The 21,207-nt window shown below is 37.5% G+C and carries 9 protein-coding genes and 1 pseudogene; 7 read left to right on the top strand and 3 right to left on the bottom strand.

The genetic code is table 11. From position 1 onward, the window contains the following. Nucleotides 1-69: 69 nt before the first annotated feature. The 3 genes and pseudogenes from SAGCYANO_RS22775 to SAGCYANO_RS22765 form a co-directional block, all read right to left on the bottom strand. A complete protein-coding gene (locus SAGCYANO_RS22775; protein WP_202222280.1) occupies nt 70-5,532 on the bottom strand; it encodes an ATP-binding sensor histidine kinase in 5,463 nt (1,820 codons plus the stop codon). Nucleotides 5,533-6,072: 540 nt separating this feature from the next. Beyond that, nucleotides 6,073-11,475 (bottom strand): AAA family ATPase, encoded by a 5,403-nt coding sequence (locus SAGCYANO_RS22770; RefSeq protein ID WP_307785956.1) that lies wholly within the window; start codon nt 11,473-11,475, stop codon nt 6,073-6,075. A 411-nt stretch (nt 11,476-11,886) separates the two neighbouring features. Continuing rightward, nucleotides 11,887-13,073 (bottom strand): annotated as a pseudogene (locus tag SAGCYANO_RS22765) (RNA-guided endonuclease InsQ/TnpB family protein). 697 nt (nt 13,074-13,770) lie between these two features. On the opposite strand from SAGCYANO_RS22765, the gene SAGCYANO_RS22760 reads away from it, so the two are divergent. The 7 genes from SAGCYANO_RS22760 to SAGCYANO_RS22735 all read left to right on the top strand — a co-directional run bounded on the left by SAGCYANO_RS22760 (nt 13,771) and on the right by SAGCYANO_RS22735 (nt 20,732). Then, a complete protein-coding gene (locus SAGCYANO_RS22760; protein WP_202222164.1) occupies nt 13,771-14,889 on the top strand; it encodes a hypothetical protein in 1,119 nt (372 codons plus the stop codon). Next, nucleotides 14,852-16,207, top strand: coding sequence for a vWA domain-containing protein (locus SAGCYANO_RS22755; RefSeq protein ID WP_202222163.1), 1,356 nt, complete (start codon nt 14,852-14,854; stop codon nt 16,205-16,207). The genes SAGCYANO_RS22760 and SAGCYANO_RS22755 overlap by 38 nt, the downstream gene beginning before the upstream one ends. A gap of 1,082 nt (nt 16,208-17,289) precedes the next feature. Then, nucleotides 17,290-17,577: a Uma2 family endonuclease gene (locus tag SAGCYANO_RS22750; RefSeq protein ID WP_202222162.1), complete on the top strand. Its 288-nt coding sequence runs from the start codon at nt 17,290-17,292 to the stop codon at nt 17,575-17,577. 180 nt (nt 17,578-17,757) lie between these two features. After that, nucleotides 17,758-18,099 carry a Uma2 family endonuclease gene (locus tag SAGCYANO_RS22745; protein ID WP_202222278.1) on the top strand — a complete coding sequence of 114 codons (342 nt, stop codon included), beginning with the start codon at nt 17,758-17,760 and terminating at the stop codon, nt 18,097-18,099. Between the two features lie 331 nt (nt 18,100-18,430). After that, on the top strand, nt 18,431-18,658 hold the full coding sequence (locus SAGCYANO_RS45380) for a hypothetical protein (protein ID WP_237396544.1): 228 nt from the start codon (nt 18,431-18,433) through the stop codon (nt 18,656-18,658). 15 nt (nt 18,659-18,673) lie between these two features. Beyond that, complete coding sequence (locus tag SAGCYANO_RS45375) at nt 18,674-18,850, top strand: hypothetical protein (protein WP_237396542.1); 177 nt, start codon at nt 18,674-18,676, stop codon at nt 18,848-18,850. A 745-nt stretch (nt 18,851-19,595) separates the two neighbouring features. Beyond that, nucleotides 19,596-20,732, top strand: coding sequence for an agmatine/peptidylarginine deiminase (locus SAGCYANO_RS22735; RefSeq protein ID WP_237396540.1), 1,137 nt, complete (start codon nt 19,596-19,598; stop codon nt 20,730-20,732). The last annotated feature ends 475 nt before the right edge of the window (nt 20,733-21,207 follow it).

Below are 21,207 nucleotides of genomic sequence, written 5' to 3'. Positions count from 1 at the left end.
AAAATCAATAAATTGTGATTACTCCCCAAAAGAAAGAGAATTATAGTCAGTTTCCAGGAAAACCATATTTTATCTAGGAATCACGATTGTAAAAATTGTACCTTGCCCAACCGTGGAATTACAGATAATCTTACCACCATGTTTTTCTGTCACGATTTGATGGGCGATCGCCATCCCCAATCCTGTTCCTTTACCCACTTCTTTGGTGGTAAAAAACGGATCGAAGATTCGCTTTTGCGTTTCTTCGCTCATTCCCGCTCCATTGTCATAGATGGTAATTCTTACTTGTTTTCCATCCGTTTCCGTGCGAATGCTCAGGGCTAGAGAATCTTGATCCTCGCATTCTTCCAAAGCATCAATGGCATTATTAAGTATATTCAGAAACACTTGGTTTAATTGTCCAGCATAACATTCCACTAAAGGTAATTCTCCATAGTCTTTAACTACTTGAATTTCTGCTCGTTTTTCCTGTTTTTGCAACCGATGTTGTAAAACCGTTAAGGTACTTTCAATCCCTGTATTTAAATCTACAGGTTTGAATTTTGACTCATCGAGACGTGCAAAGGTTCGTAGAGATGTCACGATATTTTTGATGCGGTCGCTCCCATTTCCCATGGATTTTAAAAGTTTTTCAAAGTCAGAACGCAGGAACTCTAAATCCATCTCCTCTATGGCGATTTCAATGTCCGGGTGTGGCTGAGGATAGTGGCTTTGATAAAGAGCAAGTAATTTCAGTACTTCTTCCATATATGTGTTGGCATGGGTAATATTGCCATGAATAAAACTAACAGGATTGTTAATTTCGTGAGCAATTCCCGCCACCAATTGACCGAGGGCTGACATTTTTTCGCTGTGAATTAGTTGGGATTGAGTTTGTTGTAAATTTGTCAATGCTTGCTCTAAATCCCTGGCTTTTTGACTTAAAGCTTGAGTTTTTTTCTCTACTTCAACTTCCAAGGTTTGAGAATAGTTTTCCACTTGTTGATACAAACGGGCATTTTCAATTGATATCGCAGCTTGAGAAGTTAAAAATTGTAATGTTTCAATCCGATCGCTGGTAAATGCTCCCACTGTGAGATTATTTTCTAAATATAAAATTGCGATTAATTTTCCTTGCTTGCTAATGGGAGTACATAAAACTGATTTGGGTTGGTGGGTAATGATGTAGCGATCGCCTGCCAATTGAGATGTGGCACTCAAGTCATCAAAAACTGCGATTTTTTTACTTCTGGCGACATAATAAATCAAACTTTGGGGTAGTTCTTGACATTGAAGGAGAGGAATTTCTAGGTTTTCTGTCTGATTTTGATTGGCTTTGGCTACGATTAACCATTCAGTTTCTCGATGAATCACTAAAAATCCAGTTTCCGCACCCCCATTAGCGAGGGCAACTTGCATTAAAGTGGCTAAGAGTTTCTCTAACTCGATTTCCTCAGAAATAGCTTGTGCTGCTTTCATCACCGCTGGAAAATCTAACAATAAATTTGAGCTTTGGCCATTAGTGCTACTACTTACAGTTTTCGTTATACTGGGAGAGATTGTGCCGCTCAATCTGCTCGCAGGCTGAGGAGGTTGCAGAATTACTTCTAGTAGTTGGGGATATTTTTGTTCTAAATGGGCAACTTTGGCTTTTGCTCCCCATCGGGTATAACAATAGTAAGCTTCTTGCATATATCCGGCAGCAACTTTTTCTTTTCCCCAATTCAGATAAAATTTAGCTGCAAGTTCATTTGCTAAGGCTTCTTCTTGAAGATATTGATTTTCTTTTGCACCTGTAATTGCGCGATCGTAGAACTCAATTGCTTCGGTTTTCTGTCCTAAGATTCGGTATTTTTCTGCTTCTACTAATTCAAGTTTATGTTGATGATTCATCGGAGCATGAACCGCCCATTTTGCCAAAGATATTTGATGATTTTTTACTGTTTCAAGAGTATTATTTTTCTCAATTTCTGACTGATTTGAGTATAATTGTAAGTAGGTTAATGCTGCATAAAAATGAAAAACTGGAGTTTGAACGTTTCCTCCTTTTGTAATTGAATAGCCTTCAGCTTGGGCCATGTAATCTAAAGCATTTGTATAGTAACCAAACAGATAAGCAAGCATCAATTTATAAACATAGACAAAACCTAGAATAATAAGCTCATTATCCTGATAGTGCTTAGGAATCATCACACTTTCATCGTAAGCAGTGCCAATTAATAAATCCGGTTGATGGATGATTTCCCTCAAGTTATACCCTATTTGTTGTTGCATATTCAGGTAATCTAGAGCCGAACTTTGCTTGAAATTTGCTATGATAATACAGTGATTTTCAATTTCAGTTTCCCAATCCTGTAGCTCGACTCCAGCCAAAAAGTTATTATAAAAATAATTAAGTATGCTATAGCCAGCATAGAGCAAATCACCAACTTCTATACTCGCTAGATAAGCCTCTTTCGCTGTAATTATTGTCTCTCTCAGTGATTCTCGACGATGCTGAACAAAAGCACAAAATATAAGTAAAGCTATGCACTTGAATTTCCTAACATTTAATTTATGAACTAAATTTAGTGCAACTCGCCCAAAGTAATATCCCCTTTTGACTTGTTGCAAAAAACTAGACAACACGAAGCCATAGGTTGCATACCCGATGCTTGATGCGGAAGTATTCCCAAATTTTAGGGATAAACTAACCATTGTCGCACCCAGTAGAGGCAACAAGGCAGATTTTGCTTGGAAAATAGGCGGAAACAAAATTGCTAACAATTGCATCGCGGCAATTATTCGAGGTTCACTCATTACAGGTAGGTTAATTAATTCCTCTATTTGTTTGTCTTTAAGTTGCTGATCCAGGGTGTGTAATGCTTGCTCAATAAAGGCTTCGTCTGGTTCTAAAGGCCATGTAATATCCAATTGTTCGAGGGCTTTTTGGCCGACAGCGAGTGCTTCTAATATCTGAGTTCTACCTGTGAGTGCGTTGATTTTAATCTCATAAATTTTTACTTTGTCTAGTATTGTTTTAGCCGATTCCAAAACTAAGGTAGCCATTTCTTCCATACCCTCAAAATCAGCATTTAAGTAAGCAGTTTCTGTGGCAGTCACATACAGATTTAGGGTTAATTCATACTGACTTTGCCAACAGTCTGTGGGAAGCAAATTAATTCCGGTTTGCACAAAATTTCTAGCAGCAACGTAAGCAGTTGAATTTCTGGCTTTTTGTGCAGCTGCTAAGTTAAGTCTTGCTAGGTTTTCCCGCTCTCTTGGTAGAGTAATTAACTCAATTGCTAAATTCAAATGTCCGACAATATCAAAGAGTTTTTCTTGCTTTTCTATGTCTGATAAATTTTCTTGGAGCAGTTGACCAATTTTCAGATGAATTGACTGTTTTTGCTCCTCAAGAATTAAGGAATAGGCTGCTTGTTGAACGCGGTCGTGTAAAAATCGATAACTGGGATTTGCTGAAGCATATCTGACTTCCTCACTATCAGATTGGGTAAAGAATTTATAGATTTTTGTAGTGGGAATTACCAAGCCTTCCTGTAATGCTTTCCATAAATCTGTAGCTATTTTTTGAGGTAATTTCTCAGTCACAATTCCTAACGTATTCAAATCAAAACCTGCCCCAATACAAGCTGCTAGTTTAATAATTTCCTGATTTTCTGTTGGTAATTTCTGCAATTGTAATGCCATAAATTCTACAACATCATCTGTAATTGCTAATGCTTTAACTTGAGTAATATCACATTCCCAATGTTGGATATTCCAATTAAAGCGAATTAATTTTTCGTCATATAATGCTTTGATAAACTGAGTGGTAAAAAAAGGATTTCCCTTTGTTTTTTGATATACCAATTTTGTTAAAGGTTGGGCAACAGATGATTCACAATTCAGTGTATCTGCTACTAACAAATTTAGATCGGATTCACTTAACGGGGTTAAAGTAATTGTGTTTACCGTTGCTTCAGTTTTCACAATTTCATCTATGGTTAAAATAAAGGGATGAACTGGGGAAACTTCATTATCCCGATAAGCTCCTAATAATAATAAATATTCTGTATCTTGCACCAATAATTTCAGCAGATTTAATGAGGCAGAATCTGCCCATTGCCAGTCATCTAAAAATATTACTAAGGGATGTTCTTTACTTGTGAAGACTTTGACAAATTTTTGAAATAATAAATTAAACCGATTTTGGGCTGCTGTTCCCGATAATTCAATGACTGCTGGTTGTTTCCCAATGATGTTTTCTAACTCAGGAATTACATCTATTAATACTTGTCCGTTTTCTCCTACTGCTGCGAGAATATTAGTTTTCCAATTTTCTACTTTGGCTTCTGATTCTGATAATAATTGCTCCATTAAATCCCGGAAAGCTTGCACAAAAGCAGAAAAAGGAATGTTGCGATTAAATTGGTCATATTTGCCTTGAATAAAATAACCTTGTTGTCGAACAATAGGTTTATGAACTTCATTGATAACTGCGGTTTTTCCTATGCCTGAAAAACCTGCAACTAACATCAATTCCGCTCTTCCTTCCCCCTCCTTACTAAGGGAGGTCTGGGGGGGATTACTAACTCGTTCAAAAGCATCTAAGAGTTGATTAACTTCTATTTCCCGACCATAGAGTTTTTCGGGAATCATAAATCTATCGCTAATATCTCGTTTTCCCAGTTCAAAATCTGATATTTTTCCGGTTTCTTGAAGTTGAGTTAAACACAGCTCTAAATCATGCTTAATTCCCAATGCACTCTGATAACGTATTTCGGCATTTTTTGCCATTAATTTGCTGACAATCTTTGATAATTCCAGTGGTATTTTTGAATTGATTTCGTGTATTTTTATGGGTTCTTTTGCTAAATGAAAATGTAATAATTCCATTGCATCTTCTGAGACAAATGGTAGTTTTCCTGTCAATAATTCATAGAATGTTACTCCCAAGGAATAAAAGTCGCTGCGATAATCTATACCTCGATTCATTCTACCTGTTTGTTCGGGAGAAATATAGGCTAATGTGCCTTCTAAGATATTAGGGTTCTGAATTTCTTGGGTCTCCCTTGGGAGAAGAGAGGCAATACTAAAGTCAATTAATTTAATTTGTTTAGTCTGGGGATTAATTAGAATGTTGGCAGGTTTTATGTCTTTGTGAATGACTAGATTTTGGTAAAGATAGTGCAGGGTTTCTGTAAGGGGGATGGCTATTTCCAGAAATTCTGTTAAAGATAAATATTTACATTGAGGATTTTTATCTGTGACTATTTGGAGATAATTAGATAGGGAAATTCCACCCATGTCTTCCATAATTAAGGCATAGCTATTATCATAAACTTCTAGGCTTAAAGCTTTAATAATATTAGGAAAGTCGAGATTTTGAGCAATAGTATATTGGTTGCGAAATTGAACTATTTCGTTAAAGTTTGGGTATTTGTTTCGTAGTAGTTTGATAACGATAGGTTGCTCGTCACTGTTACGGATACCTCGATAGACTAGAGTGCGGGTACCTGCGTACAGTTGCTCTGTGATTTGATAATTAGGTAAGTTGGGTATCATGTTGATAATTTGTTTCTGGTTTGTTAAACAATTTGGCGTTAGTGATTTGAGGTATGATATCATTCCCGATCGGAGTCCCTTCCGCGCTCCGCGTTAATACGTTGTGCGCCAGCAAACAAAAAACTTTCTCCTTCTACTCCTGTTTCGGTTTCTTCTTTCTTCCCTCCTGATATAGAATCCGGTTATACAGTATATGTTTATAATTCTATCCACACTTTCTCGCCTTAAATCTCCCCATCCCCCCATCCCCCATCTCCCCATCCCCCCATCTCCCCATCTCCCCATCCCCCCATCTCATATAATAAGTATTTAACCGGATTTGATATGACTCCTGACTCCTGAGTAATGTAGATTAATACTATACACTAAAGTCAGCCCAATGCCAACAATTTCTAGATAGAATCCGATTATATAGTATATGTTGATAATTCTATAATTACTTCAAGCCTTTAATCTCCCCACTCCCCACTCCCCAAATTCCCCTCCTGGGAGGGGCTAGGGGTGGGTCCCCTACTCCCAACTATACAATAACTATTCAACCTGATTCTATATCATGGGTAGAAAGATTATAAATTCTGTTCCGACACCAATTTCTGAATTAACGCTGATGCTACCTTGATGTTTTTCGACGATGATAGACTTGGCGATCGCCATCCCCAAACCCGTTCCTTTGCCCACTCCTTTGGTGGTAAATCCTTGCTCGAATAGCCTAGACTTCACCTCTTCTGGCATTCCCATTCCATTGTCAGCAATTCGCACGATGACCTGCTTATTGTCTCCGCTTAATTCTGTGACAATGGTAATCTGATTTGGTTCTTTTTCGATATCGGCAAATGTTTTTCCTTCATTGCTTTCATCTAAAGCATCTATGGCATTTGCCAATAAGTTCATAAACACTTGATTGATTTGCCCAGGATAGCATTTCAATAGGGGAATATCCCCATATTTTTTGACAATTTCAATGGTTGGTCTTTGCTCGTTTCCTTTCAGACGGTATTTTAAGATTAATAAGGTGCTATCTATCCCATCGTGCAGATTAAACTCGGTTTTGCTGGCGGTATCGGTGCGGGAAAACGTTCGTAGAGACTTGCTGATATTGCGAATGATATTGCATCCCTCTTCCATTGACCCAATTAGTTTGGGAAAATCTTCAGCAATAAAATCTGGTTCCAGCTCTTCGATCTCTTCGGCAATTTCTTTAGGAGGAGATGTGTTTTCTTGATAGAGAGAAAGAATAGATAGCAAATCTTGCAAATGTTCTTGAGCTGCATCCACATTGCCACCAATAAAGCCAACAGGATTATTAATCTCGTGGGCGACTCCCGCGACAAGATTGCCCAAGGTTGCCATTTTTTCACTTTGAACAAGTTGCAATTGTGCCTGTTGTAAATCTGTTAAGGCTTGTTGTAAGTCGTTCCGTGCTTGTTGTTCTTTATCATATAATTTGGCATTTTGGAGCGCTATGGCGGCTTGGGAACATAGCAAATTCAAAATTTCGATGCGGTCGCTGGTGAATGCACCACTGGTTTGATTGTTTTCCAAGTAGAGAATGCCTATGAGTTGGCCTCTATCAATTAAAGGTATACATAAGATAGACTTTGGTTGATGCTTTTGGATGTAGTCATCTCGGCTATAGTTGTTGTCTTCTTTGGCATTATCGAGGACTAGGTGCGATCGCGTGTTTTTGACTTGATTAATGAGGGTTAGGGGAACATCGTTACTTGTTTCAACCGGAATGCTGATTACAGACATTTCCTCTTTTGTCGCGTGAGCTTTCAGCATGAGAGTATCTGCTTCAAAGAGCATGATAGCCACAGTTTCAGCTCCAGCGTTTTCTTGGATAACTTCCATAAAGTTGGTAATGGCGCGATCAAGGTCTATTTCCTCGGAAAGGTTGCGGGAGGCTTTCATTAAACTAGCTAAATCTAACAGTTCTCCAGTTCCTGTACTTGTGCTGGAAACTGTTCCTTTGGTGAGAGTAGTTATCTTACTGTTGGCAGTCAAACCCAATTGTTGTCGTTGGAGAATGGAGCAGAGCAGTTGGGGATAGCGTTTTTTGAGGTGGTCGGTTTTAGCTTTGGCTCCCCAGTGAGCGTAACAATAATAAGCTTTTTGCATATAGGCTTCAGCAACCGTTTCTTTGCCCCAGTCGAGGTAGAACTTGGCTGCGAGTTCGTTGGCAAGAGCTTCTTCTTGAATGTATTCGTTTTCTTGAGCTCCAGCTATGGCTTTGTCGTAGAGTTCTATTGCTTCTAATTTCTGTCCCAATACCCGACATTTTTCCGCTTGCATCAAATCTGATTTATGCTGATAATTCATTGGCGCATAAGTTGCCCATAATTCAACGCGGTCGCTAAATTTTTTCCCTTGTTCGAGATATTGATTCCTCTGTTCGCCTATCTCTTCCCCTGCCAGAGAAAGATAAGTCAAACCAGCAATGAACGTAAAAATAGGAAAAAATACATGCCCCACAAGTGAATTGAGAGCTTCTTCTACTTCAGAAAGGAAATAGACAACATCTAAATCTCCTTCAAACAGATAGTTTAGATATATCTTGCTCCAGTTGTGAATCGTGAGTGCTGCGATATTACTATTTTTCTGGAATATCTCGACTGTTGTAGTTTCATCATAAAACTTCCCTTGCAGAGACCAAGGACACTCGGACAAATGAATTAAGTTATGAACAGTCTGCAATATAGTAGCGATATGCAAGGCTGTTCCTTCAAATTGAATCGAATAACAGAATTCGACAGACTGCTTTAATTCGGGTATCAACCCACTCAGTTCTTCTCCTACGCAATATTTAAAAACCCTGTGATTGTTTAAAGTATAAGCTGCATATTCTAGATCGCCAACATTAATGCTACTTTGGTAGCCTTCGTGCAAAGCTGCAATGCTATGACGAGAATGTTGACTCCAATGAGAGACATGAGCATAAAACATATTGTATACTATTGCTTTACGCGGGTTACTGTTTTGTTTCTTGAGAATTTGTATTCCAGCGTTTCCAGTTCTATACCCTCTGGATATATCATTGGAACTACACAAAACCATAGCATAGGAGCTAAAAGCGGGGGGTGTATCGAAAGTGTTCCCATATTCCAAGGATAACAAGACCGACTGACACACAATGATAGATAATAAGCTGGGACGACCGAAGTAACAAGGTGGAATCAAGCGTGATAGCATTCCCATAACTGCTTTAATTTTCCGGTCTGTCATGTCGGGAAGTTCAATTATCGCTTCATCTGAAAAATTATCCAGAGCAATATTTGTTTTCTCGAGCCAACTGCCAGCTTCTTCCGTTGTTGGTTCTAATGGTAAATCAACCCCCAAGAGTTTTAGGCAGTCTAATCCTACCTCAATGGCCTCAACAAATTGATTCTGAACAGAGAGACGCTGAACCTGCATCTCATACACCTTGACCCGATCCAGAATATTGCGAGCTTGGCTGAGAACAATTTCTGCCATTTTTTCCATCGTTTCAAAATTACTCTTGAGATAACTTATCTCTACAGCTTCTGTGTATAGATTCAGTGTAAGTTCATAATCAGCTTCCCAACTATTTTCCTCCAGGAGTTGAATTCCTGTTTCTAAATATTCCCAAGCCACGATATAAGCTGTGGAAGATTTGGCTTTTCGAGTTCCTAATAAATTCAACTTACACAGTTGCATTTGTTTCTCGTTAGTGGTAATCAGTTCTATCCCCCGATTCAGATGAGAAATAATCTCAAAAATTCCTTCTTCTAGTTGAGCTTCTGGGGTTTTCTCCAGTAATAACGTGCCAATATTAAAATGAGTTATTTTTCTTTGCTCTTCCGGAATCAAAGAATAAGCAGCTTGTTGCACGCGGTCATGCAGGAAGCGATAACCAACGGCAATACCATCTGCTTTTTCTTCGTCTTTTTCCCATTCTTGAAAAAATTTATAGGCTTCGCTCTGAGGTAAAATCAACCCTTCTCGCAGGGCGCTCCACAGATTGGTGGCCACTTCTTCGGAAGAGGTTTTGCTGGTAATTGCTAAGGTCTCTAGGTCGAATTGATTGCCGATACAAGCCGCTAATTTCAGGGCGTTTTGGGTAGTTTCCGGTAACTTATATAACCGTCCCGCCATAAATTCCACCACATCATCAGTGATAGCAGCATCTCGCACCTTCACTAAATCACATTCCCAATATCCCAAATTTTGATTAAAAGTAATCAAATCATCTTCATAGAGTGCTTTTAAGAATTGGTTGGTAAAGAAGGGATTTCCTTTCGTCTTTTGATAGATTAAATCTGTTAAGGGAGTGGCTAACTCTACCGCACAACTGAGAGTTTCTGCCACCAATTGATTGATATGATTCACAGATAAGGGGGCCAGAGTAACCGTCGAAACTACTGCTTCCTGCTTCTCCAACTCTGACAAACATAACATCAAAGGATGAGCTGGGAAAACTTCGTTATCTCTATATGCTCCCAACAGCAGCAAATACCCCGTCCGACTGTCTCCCATCAGCACTTTCAATAAATTTAATGATGCTGAATCTGCCCATTGCAAGTCATCAAGAAATAGGGTTAAGGGATGCTCAATTGTTGTGAAGACGGCGATAAATTTCTCAAACAGGAGGTTAAAGCGGTTCTGAGCAGCACTGCCAGAGAGTTCGGGTACAGGAGACTGTTGTCCAATAATCCTTTCGAGTTCGGGAATGACATCAATGAGAACTTGCCCATTTTCTCCCACTGCTTCCAGGATTTTGGCTTTCCACTGTTGCAATTCGGCATCAGATTCTCCCAGTAATTGCCCCATTAAGTCTCGGAAGGCTTGAACAAAGGCAGAGAAAGGAATATTGCGATTGAATTGGTCGAATTTTCCTTTGATAAAGTACCCTTTTTGCCTGGTGATGGGTTTGTGTACTTCGTTAACTACAGCGGTTTTACCTATACCAGAATATCCCGCTACTAGCATCATTTCTGCTCCTCCCCCCTTACCAAGGGGGGTTGGGGGGGATACTACTCTTTCAAAGACATCAAGCAAACTTTGTACTTCTTTTTCCCGTCCGTATAGTTTTTCTGGGATTAAAAAGCGATCGCATAAATCCCGCTCTCCCAAGGCAAATGCCTCAATTTTCCCCGTTTCTTCATATTCAATCCTACATTTTTCCAGGTCATATTTTAGCCCCAAAGCACTTTGATACCGCTGTTCCGCATTTTTCGCCATTAATTTGAATACTATATTGGCTAAGGGTGTCGGTACTTGGTACTCAGGAATTGTCGGAGGTGTTTTGGCGATATGTGCGTGGACAAGTTCTAGAGGGTCTTCACTTTCAAAGGGGCGTTTTCCTGTCAATAGTTCATAAAACGTAACACCTAGAGAATAAAAATCGCTGCGATAGTCTATCCCTCTATTCATCCTTCCTGTTTGTTCTGGAGAAATATAAGCTAGAGTTCCTTCTAAAACATTGGGGGTTTGCAAACTTTGGGTTTCTTTCGGCAGTAACGATGAGATACTAAAATCTATTAGTTTTACTTGTTTTGTTTCTGGATGAATTAATATATTTGCTGGTTTGATATCTTTATGAATAATTTGATTTTGATGGAGATAATGGAGAATTTCTGCTATTTTAAGAGCTATTTGCAATGCTTTTTCAATAGATATAGAAAATTGGCGCTGATATTCGGCGAGGGAGATGGCTCCTATATCTTCCATGATTAGAGCATAGCCATTGTTGTAACGCAAGAGTGAGTATGGTTTGACAATACCGGGGATGTCTAGATTTTTGGCAATGGCGTATTGATTTCTAAACTGAACTAATTCGCTAAAGGAAGGATATTCCTGACCCATTAATTTGACAATTACGGGTTGCCCGCTTTTGATATTTCTACCACGATAGACTAGGGTACGCTCGCTTTTGTGGATAAGTTCAAGGGTTTGATAATTAGCAACTTTAATTGTTTTTGTATTCATCATTTGGCTCAATTTGTTTGTCTTTTGAGTCTAGTTTTTATCATATCTATACCTATTTTAATTCGTTTTTTCCCGAAAGTCCAACTCTTAGACTTCTCCCAAAAATCAATGAGTAGTTACGGTAACACTCTTATACCAATTCCTAAAAGTAAAGCTATACTTGGGTAAGACTTCAGTTATTAACTAATTAAAATAGGCAGAATTACTTTTTGATAATAATAGCCCAGTTAATGTGAATTATTATTACTTTTTATTTCTCCCTCACTCCCCTATTTCCCCTCCTGGGAGGGTTAGGGTGGGTCCCCTGCTTAACAAAATGTAGAAAAGTTTTTGAGAAATGGTATTACCTATGTATTGCCTGTCTACTGCTTCATAAAACCGATATAAAACGTCACAAGCGCGATATTTTACTGTTTACTTCCTGCTTCTACCGGAACTGTCAGCAGCACTCCGTCCACAGGCATCAACGGTCAAGCCGACCGCATTCCTTAAATTAATTGAGGCATTTAAGTCTCGGTCAATTAATAAACCGCATTCTGGGCAGTCATAAGTTCTGATGTTTAAAGGCATATCCTGTACATGACCACAACTAGAGCAAGTCGAACGAAGATGGAAAAAATCTGTCTACTACTACTAATTCACAGCCGTACCATTGACACTTGTATTCAAGCTGTCTTCTAAATTCATACAATCACTATCTGCTATCTGATTTAGCTAGTTTATGGTTGGCTAACATACCAGACACATTCAAATCTTCTATGACAACAGTGCCGTGGTTTTTGGCTAAGTAAGTTGTCAATTTATGAAGTGCGTCTTTACGGATGTTAGCTACTCGTCTATGTTGTTTGGCTAGCTTGACTACTGCTTTGTACCAATTGCTTGAATGCTTAACTTTCCTACTCAGTAGTCGTTGTAATTTAGCTAGTTTGTTTTGCGCTTTTTTGTAAGGAAAAACACTCTTGAATACTTCACCATTACTTAGTGTTGCTAGTGTCTTAATTCCTAAATCTACACCTACAACTTCTGTAGTTTTTGGTGTTGAAGTTGGAGTAAATTCATTCGTAGGGGCGAACGGCCGTTCGCCCCTACAACTTAAATACCATTCACCTGCTTGTTTACTGATAGTTATTTTTTGAGTTGTTGCTTCAATTGGTTCATAAGTTTTGACCATACCAATAAAAGGTAATTTATGATTCCATCCGTTTAATTCTATTGGTTTTCCACTGGTTTTCTATTGTGTTTGCGTAGCATTCCGTAGGAAATGAATCAGACTTACCTTTCTTCTTAAATCTTGGGTATTTACCTAACCCTTGTTTGCGCAGCATTCCGTAGGAAAAAAACCTTTTAAATGCTTCACCCAAGTTAATAAAAGCATATTGATAAACTTTAGATGAGAGGTTTTTCATCCAGGGGTAGAGGGGTTTGGTGTGATTAGTAAAAACCTCTCTAAGCTTACGGGCATTTGGCTTATAACCATCTCGAACTACAGCATTCCACAGACTTAAACCCCAGTTATAACACCAGCGTGAATAGCCTGCGTGTTGAGCCATCAGAGTTTTCTGTTTATTATTAAGTTTCAGCTTTGTTCTAATGGATTTCATTCCTGAGTAAGTGCAGCCTGTCTAAAAGTATGCTTAAGAGCGTATTATATCGTTATTCTCTGATTAAGTCAATGCTCCCGCTGTCAAATTACCACTCTTTAACTATGGCCTGATATCATGTCCGTTTATATCGTTTGTGTAAACCCAAGGGTGAATATCTACAGGAAATAATGGTTTTTTTCTTGCGAGGGTAGCCTTTCTTCCTCTTCCCTCTTCCCTCTTCCTTCTTCCTTCTTCCTTCTTCCCTCTTCCTTACCTTTGCTATACAAGATCGATGCTACCGGACATGATATGAATCATCTAAAATCAGGCTAAATCCTCCCCTGATTTTTGTTTGAGAAGATTTGTTCATTAAACATCTCCAGAAAAGAGGGAACAGGGAACAGGGAACAGGGAACAGGGAACCCACCCTGAACCCTCCCAGGAGGGAATAATTGATAATTTCTGGATAAGAATTGATTTTATTTTTAATTTTTGGAGATGTATATTATTTCTAAATAACCAGAGGATAAAAAAATAGTATTAATCTTTTTTTCTTCATTTCGTCTAATCTGTATTAAAAATCCCTGCCGTGGCTTCTTTTTGTCAACATACTATTGACATTCTGGAAGATAATATTTAAAATGCAAAAGATTCAAAACTTGTATAATTATCTACTAATTCTGACTCTATCTAAAATTAAAATTAATTATAAATTATGAGAATATATCTATATATTCTATCAGGAATTACATCGGCATTAATCGGCTGGAGTATAGGGCAATTTATCCTCAGCGATTTAGGCTGGTTACAAAAGTTTCCTGAATTAGCATTATTTCCTTGTGTGGCAATTTCTCTAGCAGTTGGTATAGTTGCAACAGATATATTTTTAAGTAATCCCACTCGATTTAAACGCAACTTCAGCAGAGGTATAATACCACTGAGTATTGCTGCGGGATTAGGATTATTAATCGGTATTGCTTCTGGAGGATTAGTACAAATATTACTCAATCCACAATTAAGAGATAAAGTTATAACTGTACCTGATGAATTTGTCAGAATAGTCGGATGGATTTTAATTGGTGGAGCAGTGGGTTTAGCTGAAGGTTTGACTTGGCGATGGCGTAGTATAGAAGCAGGAGATAAACGGCGTTTTTTGCAGCGACTTACCATTAGTTTGACTACCAGTATTTTGACTGCTTTAATTGCAGCAATTATCTTTGAATGGATACGACAACAAATGGATGGAATACCCACTGCATTACAAGTTTGGGAAGACACAATAGGCTTTTCTTTATTGGGCGGTTTATTAGGTTTAGTCTTGAGTTTTTCTACCTCTCCTAGTCATTTAGTTGCCCTGAGAGCTGGAGCTGGTTTTGAATATATTGAAAATATCAATTTTAATCAGTCTGAAACATCGAGTAATTATCCCCATATACAGAAAGAATTATCACCCAGAATTAAATTTGTGAGTAATGATTTTGCCGATAAAATTGAGGAAGGATTATCAATTCAATTACCCGCAAGAGGTAAAATTAAAATTGGTTCAGCTCAGTTAAAAATTATGGGCAATCAACAATTTGGTGTAGATATTTGTATCCCTGGTTTGCCACTACATATTGCTGACTTAGACTTAGCATCTAGCCAAACAATTTTAGTACCTAATCTCAAGTTTTTTAATAAAATAGAATATCAAGGCGATCGCTTGAAGGAAAGTACGCCAATCAAACTAAAACATAACGATTTAATTGCATTTCATGCCGAAAATGAGGGCTATAATGGTAAAAAATTATTCAGATTTGTCTACTACAATCGTTTCTTGGACCCGCAAGGTTAGTTTATCTTTATTAATAGTAACCTCCTACATTAATCCTAGCTTTGCTCAAGTAAAAAATGTAGAAATTATCGAAGCTATTCCTGAACGTAATGACAGTAAAGTTACTTTGCGAGTCAAAGCTTATGACCAAAATAATAAACCAGTAAGAGGTCTGCAAAAAGATAATTTTAATTTAACAGTTTGTCCGCCTAAAACAGACCCTAAAGCTCGAAAATGTCAAACCTTAAATCCTATTGATATTAATTGGAAAATTCCCCTACCCGAAGAATTACCCACTGCTTGGGTAATTGTTTTATTAGATTTTAGTGGCAGTATGAAACAATTAGATAGTAGTGGGGAAAAAACCAAATTAGAAGGAGCGATCGCTGCGATTAGAAAATTCAATCAAGATTTAGCGGACAAGGGGGAAAATACCAAAATTTCTATTGTACCTTTTGGTAAAGGAGGTGAAAATTGTCCGGGAAATCAAGTAACGAAAAAGGAACTAGATAATTTTGTTTTAGCAGGTAATAGAAAGGTTGAACAATCTCTCAAAAAACTAGAAAATCAATTGGATAATCTTTGTGCAGCTACAAATATTTATGAACCTTTACGTCAGGCAGTACAATTTTTTGGTAATTCCGAAGATACTCGTTTTAACCCACGCCCAAATTCTAATTTATCTCAACCAAGACGTTCGATAATTTTACTTTCTGATGGCTATCATAGTATTTATGGAAATAGAGAAAATGAACCAGAGTTAGAAGCACAAGACTTTGAAAAACTTGTGTTTATGTTGAAAAGTTATCCTAATATTACTGTGCATACTTTGGGTTATGGTTTGACTCCCCAACAATTGCAGGAAAAATATGATTTAGAGGAACTTCCTACTATTAGAGATATTAGTGTGAGAGGAGGAAAAAAAAGTAATAATTCTGAAGAATTAACCGAACTTGCTGCCGAAGAATTTGTTGACCAACAACGACTACAACAAATTGCGGGAGTAACTAATGGTATTGCTGAATTTTCTGGTAATGCTGAGGATATTTCTAGTAGTTTGACCGAATTTTTAGAGGCTTTATTTGATGAGTATCAAATTAACTATATTCAGCCAATAAATGCCGACCGTGGTTCGTTACATAATGTGCAAGTTAGTCTCAATTTACCAGATAGTTCAGTAGATTCAGAACAACAACCTTATGTATTTCCTTGGGTGTCGCGCTCCCTACCTTTTTTGACTAGACTAATCATTTTCTTATTTACTTTAGCAGTATTATTAGGGGGTGGTGTAATACCATTTTTGTTATGGGCAAAATCAATTAAGCGAGAGTATCAGTAAGAAGGAAGAAGGAAGAAGGAAGAAGGAAGAAGGAAGAGAAGTTATAAGTCAAAAGTCAAAAGTTAAAAGTTAAAAGAAGAAGGAAGAAGGAAGAGAAGTTATAAGTCAAAAGTCAAAAGTTAAAAGTTAAAAGTTAAAAGTTAAAAGTTAAAAGAAGAAGGAAGAGAAGTTATAAGTCAAAAGTCAAAAGTTAAAAGTTAAAAGTTAAAAGTTAAAAGAAGAAGGAAGAAGGCAGAAGGAAGAGAAGTTATAAGTCAAAAGTCAAAAGTCAAAAGTTAAAAGTTAAAAGTTAAAAGAAGAAGGAAGAAGGAAGAGAAGTTATAAGTCAAAAGTCAAAAGTCAAAAGTTAAAAGTTAAAAGAAGAAGGAAGAAGGCAGAAGGAAGAGAAGTTATAAGTCAAAAGTCAAAAGTTAAAAGTTAAAAGTTAAAAGTTAAAAGTTAAAAGTTAAAAGAAGAAGGAAGAAGGAAGAGAAGTTATAAGTCAAAAGTCAAAAGTCAAAAGTTAAAAGTTAAAAGTTAAAAGAAGAAGGAAGAAGGCAGAAGGAAGAGAAGTTATAAGTCAAAAGTCAAAAGTCAAAAGTTAAAAGTTAAAAGAAGAAGGAAGAAGGCAGAAGGAAGAGAAGTTATAAGTCAAAAGTCAAAAGTCAAAAGTTAAAAGTTAAAAGTTAAAAGAAGAAGGAAGAAGGAAGAGAAGTTATAAATCAAAAGTCAAAAGTTAAAAGTTAAAAGTTAAAAGAAGAAGGAAGAGAAGTTATAAGTCAAAAGTCAAAAGTCAAAAGTTAAAAGTTAAAAGTTAAAAGAAGAAGGAAGAAGGAAGAGAAGTTATAAGTCAAAAATCAAAAGTCAAAAGTTAAAAGTTAAAAGTTAAAAGAAGAAGGAAGAAGGAAGAGGGAAGAAGCAATAAAATAACGACTGAAATTCCAGAAAATTCCTTAACATAAAATGGCAGTAACCGTTGCCTGTTCTTCCCACCTCCGCGTCTCCGCGTCTCCGCGTCCCCGTGTCCTACTCCCAGCAATCAATTTTTTCAACAGACCCTAACTATTCCCTATTCCCTATCAATAATTTGAGGCTAATTTAAGATGATACAAAATCAAGCTTTACCTAAATTAATGAGCTTTAATGAATTTCTTGATTGGAAGCCAGAAAATGGGCATTATGAATTATATAAAGGAATGATTGTAGAAATACAACTAACAGGAAAACATGAAGAAATTTCAGGCTTTTTAGCAGTTGAATTGGCTGTTTTTTTTAGACAGAGTAAACTATCGTATTTTTTACCGAAACAAGCATTAGTAAAAGTACCCAATGAAAATAGTGGTTATTTACCGAAAAATTGTGGTTTAAAGCCTCCCCTTTTAAGGGGATAATAAGCGGTCGTTTGCGGAGCAGTCCGTTAGGATGGGATGGCGAGGTCTCCTCGCCATATCCAATCGACCAAGAGAAGAAAAATTTTCATCTCTTTGTCAATCCTCTTCTTTCAAGGAGAGGTAATTATTCATTATTCATTATTCATTATTAATTGTTGAACTGATGTATTAGTTGTAGATATAAATGCTCTTAAAGATAAACCTTTGTGGGAAAAATCTTCAACCCTAACAAAAGGAGAATCAATTCCCTTAGTAGTAGAAATTGTGAGTAGTAATTGGCGAGATGATTATTTAACTAAATTAATAAATTACGAGGGAATTGGCATTAATGAATACTGGATTGTCGATTATTTAGGGATAGGCGGTTATCGTTATATTGGTAATCCAAAACAACCAACTATTTCTATTTATCAGCTTATTGATGATGAATATCAAGTTCAATATTTTAGAGGTAATGAATCAATTAAATCCACTACTTTTCCTGGATTAAATTTAACCGTTGACCAAATATTTCAAGGTTGAATAAGGAAGAATAAAGAAGTAAGAAGGAAGAAGTAAGATAGATGATGGGGTATTTAGAGGATATCTGAAAAGTTTTTTGATACTGAATTTTGCCCCCCGAGCAAGCCAACTTTGGGGGGAACAAGAGTCAATTTGCTTGCTCTAGTCCCCCAATTTTGGGGGATTTAGGGGGCACTTAATTTTGCCCCCCTAGCCCCCCAACTTTGGGGGGAACAAGAGTCAATTTGCTTGCTCTAGTCCCCCACGCATTAGGGAATTTAGGGGGCTTGAATGTAGCAAATTGGACTTCTCAGGCAACCTCTTAAACCATAAAAATATTCTGGCAAAATTTATGAAAAATATATCAATTACATTACCTGATAGTTGTAACTTTTCAGATTATTTCAAGTTCAATTATTACCCGGAAGATATATTAAATTATTTTGGTTATCAATTAATCACAGAAGAGTTGGTTTTGCCAAAGTCTCAACAGCAAGTTGATGGGGTAGAAAATCTCAAGCAAAGATTTCGCAAAAGTCTTCCCTATATTACTTTAGATAGTGAGATGGCAAGGCGATAATTTTTAATTGCTCCAGTGTTAATAGAATTAGTCGATTATTGTCAGGCAAAACTCAAAGTTTCCTATCCTTTGGAAGTTTCACCTCAGCTTAAAGGTTCTCTAGATTATTTTTTACAAGCAGGAAATAATTTATTAGTTATTGAAGCAAAGGATGAAAACTTAGAAAGAGGGTTTAAGCAATTGGCAGTTTAATTAATTGCTCTCGATCAAGGAATAGAAGCAGAACAAAATTTATTATATGGAGCTGTTTCTATCGGTAAAATTTGGCAATTTGCTCTGTTGAAACGACAATAAAATCAAGTTAAGCAAGACCTAAACTTATATCGAGTACCTAATGATTTAGAAGAATTAATGAAAATTTTAGTAGCAATTATCACCGGAGTTAAAGAAGAGAATGAAGAGTAGATAAATAGAAAAACAATCACAATTAATAATTAACAATTAACAATTCATAATTACCAAAAAATAGGGGTATGCGCCTCCCCTTTGAAGGGGATGAAAAAAATATTCGATTCAGTATTTTCAATTCACTTTGCTTTCCTAGGTCATGCTGCGCAAATAGACAGAGGTACTGATAACTGATAACTGATAACTGATAACTGATAACTGAAATGACCCCTCCTTAAAATGAATATAGCCTTTCTCAAGTTACTGAGGTACAGTTGTTTTTCTGATTTTCTACTCCCTACTCCCGCGCAATACAAGAATTTTGTACCTCACGCTTCTTGGGAATTACTACGGCCGCCCGCCCCTACAAATGGTGTATAATTTCTTATGGGTGGGTAAGTCCTGATATGTTTATAATTCTATAACTACTCCCCTACTCCCCTACTCCCCTACTCCCCTACTCCCCTACTCCCCTACTCCCCTACTTCCCTACTCCCCTACTCCCCTACTCCCCTACTCCCCACCCCCAAATATATGTATGATATTACTTATGATGAATAGACGATTTTTTCTCCAGTTAATATCGACCACATCAAGCTATATTCTTCTCAAGAATTTAGTCAGTTTTGCCACAACTAATCCTCAATTATTAAATCAAACATCAATTTCTATGTCATCAAATACCTCGTTTTATATGCCAGATGAAGGCGAACCTCATTTGTGTACTTGGATGGCATTTAGTGCAAGTAAAGATATTTGGGGACACAAATACTATTCTGGCGTACAAGATAATCTAGCAAACATCGCCAGAGCGATCGCCAAATATGAACCCGTAAAAATGTTAGTTCGTGAAGCAGACTATGATGTGGCCGCAGACAAATGTGGCTCTAGTGTGGAGTTGATTGTTTGCCCAATAGATGACCTTTGGATTAGGGATACAGGGCCAGTTTTTGTGGTGAATGAAGCAGGTCAGAAAGCAGCTATTGATTTTAATTTTAATGGTTGGGGAAACAAACAATATCATGACCGCGATGCTGAAGTAGCTCGGTTTGTGGCCAAAAAATCAGGAGTACCGCTAATCAATACAGAACTTGTATTTGAAGGAGGTGGTATTGAAGTTGATGGTCAGGGTACAGCGATCGTAACTGAAAGTTGTATTATCAATAATAATCGCAATCCTGGTTGGAGTAAAATTGATTGCGAAACAGAATTGAAGTATTTATTGGGGTTGCGTAAAATCATCTGGTTACCAGGTATTAGAGGTTATGATATTACCGATGGACATACAGATTTTTATGCCCGTTTTGTTCGTCCCGGTGTTGTTGTTGCTGCATACGATCCAGACCCTGAATCTTTTGACCATGCTGTTACCAAAAAACATTTAGAAATTTTGCGGTCGTCAACGGATGCGGATGGGAAAAAACTAGAAGTTGTTGTGCTGGAAGCACCGAAAAGAATCAGACCGGGATACGAAAGCGATGACTTTGCAGCAGGATATATTAATTTTTATGTGATTAACGGTGCTGTTATTGCACCAGAATTTGGCGATCGCCAGAGTGACCGTCGTGCCAAAGAAACTCTAGCAGAACTTTTCCCCAGTCGAGATATTGTGCAAATTAATATTGATGAAATTGCGGCAGGAGGCGGAGGAATACATTGCACGACTCAGCAAGAACCATTAGTTTAGTTAGGGAGTTGAAGTAAAAAGAGGATTCAATAATGGATAATGGATAATGGATAATTGATAATTGATAATTACCTCTCCCTAAGCAGAAGGTTTTCTCCTATTGTCACCTTAATTTTATACACAAACGATGCTACCGGACATGATATAAGTCCCGATCATTTCTGGATAATTAGCGATGGAACTCAGTTCCACTGACGCGTTAACGCAGTTTTGCGCCAGCAAACAACAAAACTTTCTCCTTTTCCTCCTCTTCCTTCTTCCTTCTTCCTTCGGCGTTGCTGATTCTGGGTATGATTTTGCCCCCCTAACCCCCCAATTTTGGGGGAATAAAACTCTAAAAGTCCCCCTTGATCCCCCTCCCGTCCCCCTTGGAAAGGGGAAGCTAGATGTTGCTGCGCTTTTTGTTGAACGGGGGATTTAGGGAGCTTGAGCAGAACCAAACAATCGCGCATTCATACTTCAATTCAGCAACGCC

This window comes from Okeania sp. KiyG1 (assembly GCF_014132355.1).
Classification (GTDB): Bacteria; Cyanobacteriota; Cyanobacteriia; order Cyanobacteriales; family Microcoleaceae; genus Okeania.
Note: the sequence above shows the minus strand (reverse complement) of the source record. Positions and strands in the feature narration are given on the sequence as shown.

Excerpts from the sequence above, each read along its gene's own strand:
- SAGCYANO_RS22750 (WP_202222162.1), top strand. The coding sequence starts at position 17,290 with ATGATACAAAATCAAGCTTTACCTAAATTAATGAGCTTTAATGAATTT.
- SAGCYANO_RS22735 (WP_237396540.1), top strand. The coding sequence starts at position 19,596 with ATGATGAATAGACGATTTTTTCTCCAGTTAATATCGACCACATCAAGC.
- SAGCYANO_RS22770 (WP_307785956.1), bottom strand. The coding sequence starts at position 11,475 with ATGATGAATACAAAAACAATTAAAGTTGCTAATTATCAAACCCTTGAA.
- SAGCYANO_RS45380 (WP_237396544.1), top strand. The coding sequence starts at position 18,431 with ATGAAAAATATATCAATTACATTACCTGATAGTTGTAACTTTTCAGAT.
- SAGCYANO_RS22760 (WP_202222164.1), top strand. The coding sequence starts at position 13,771 with ATGAGAATATATCTATATATTCTATCAGGAATTACATCGGCATTAATC.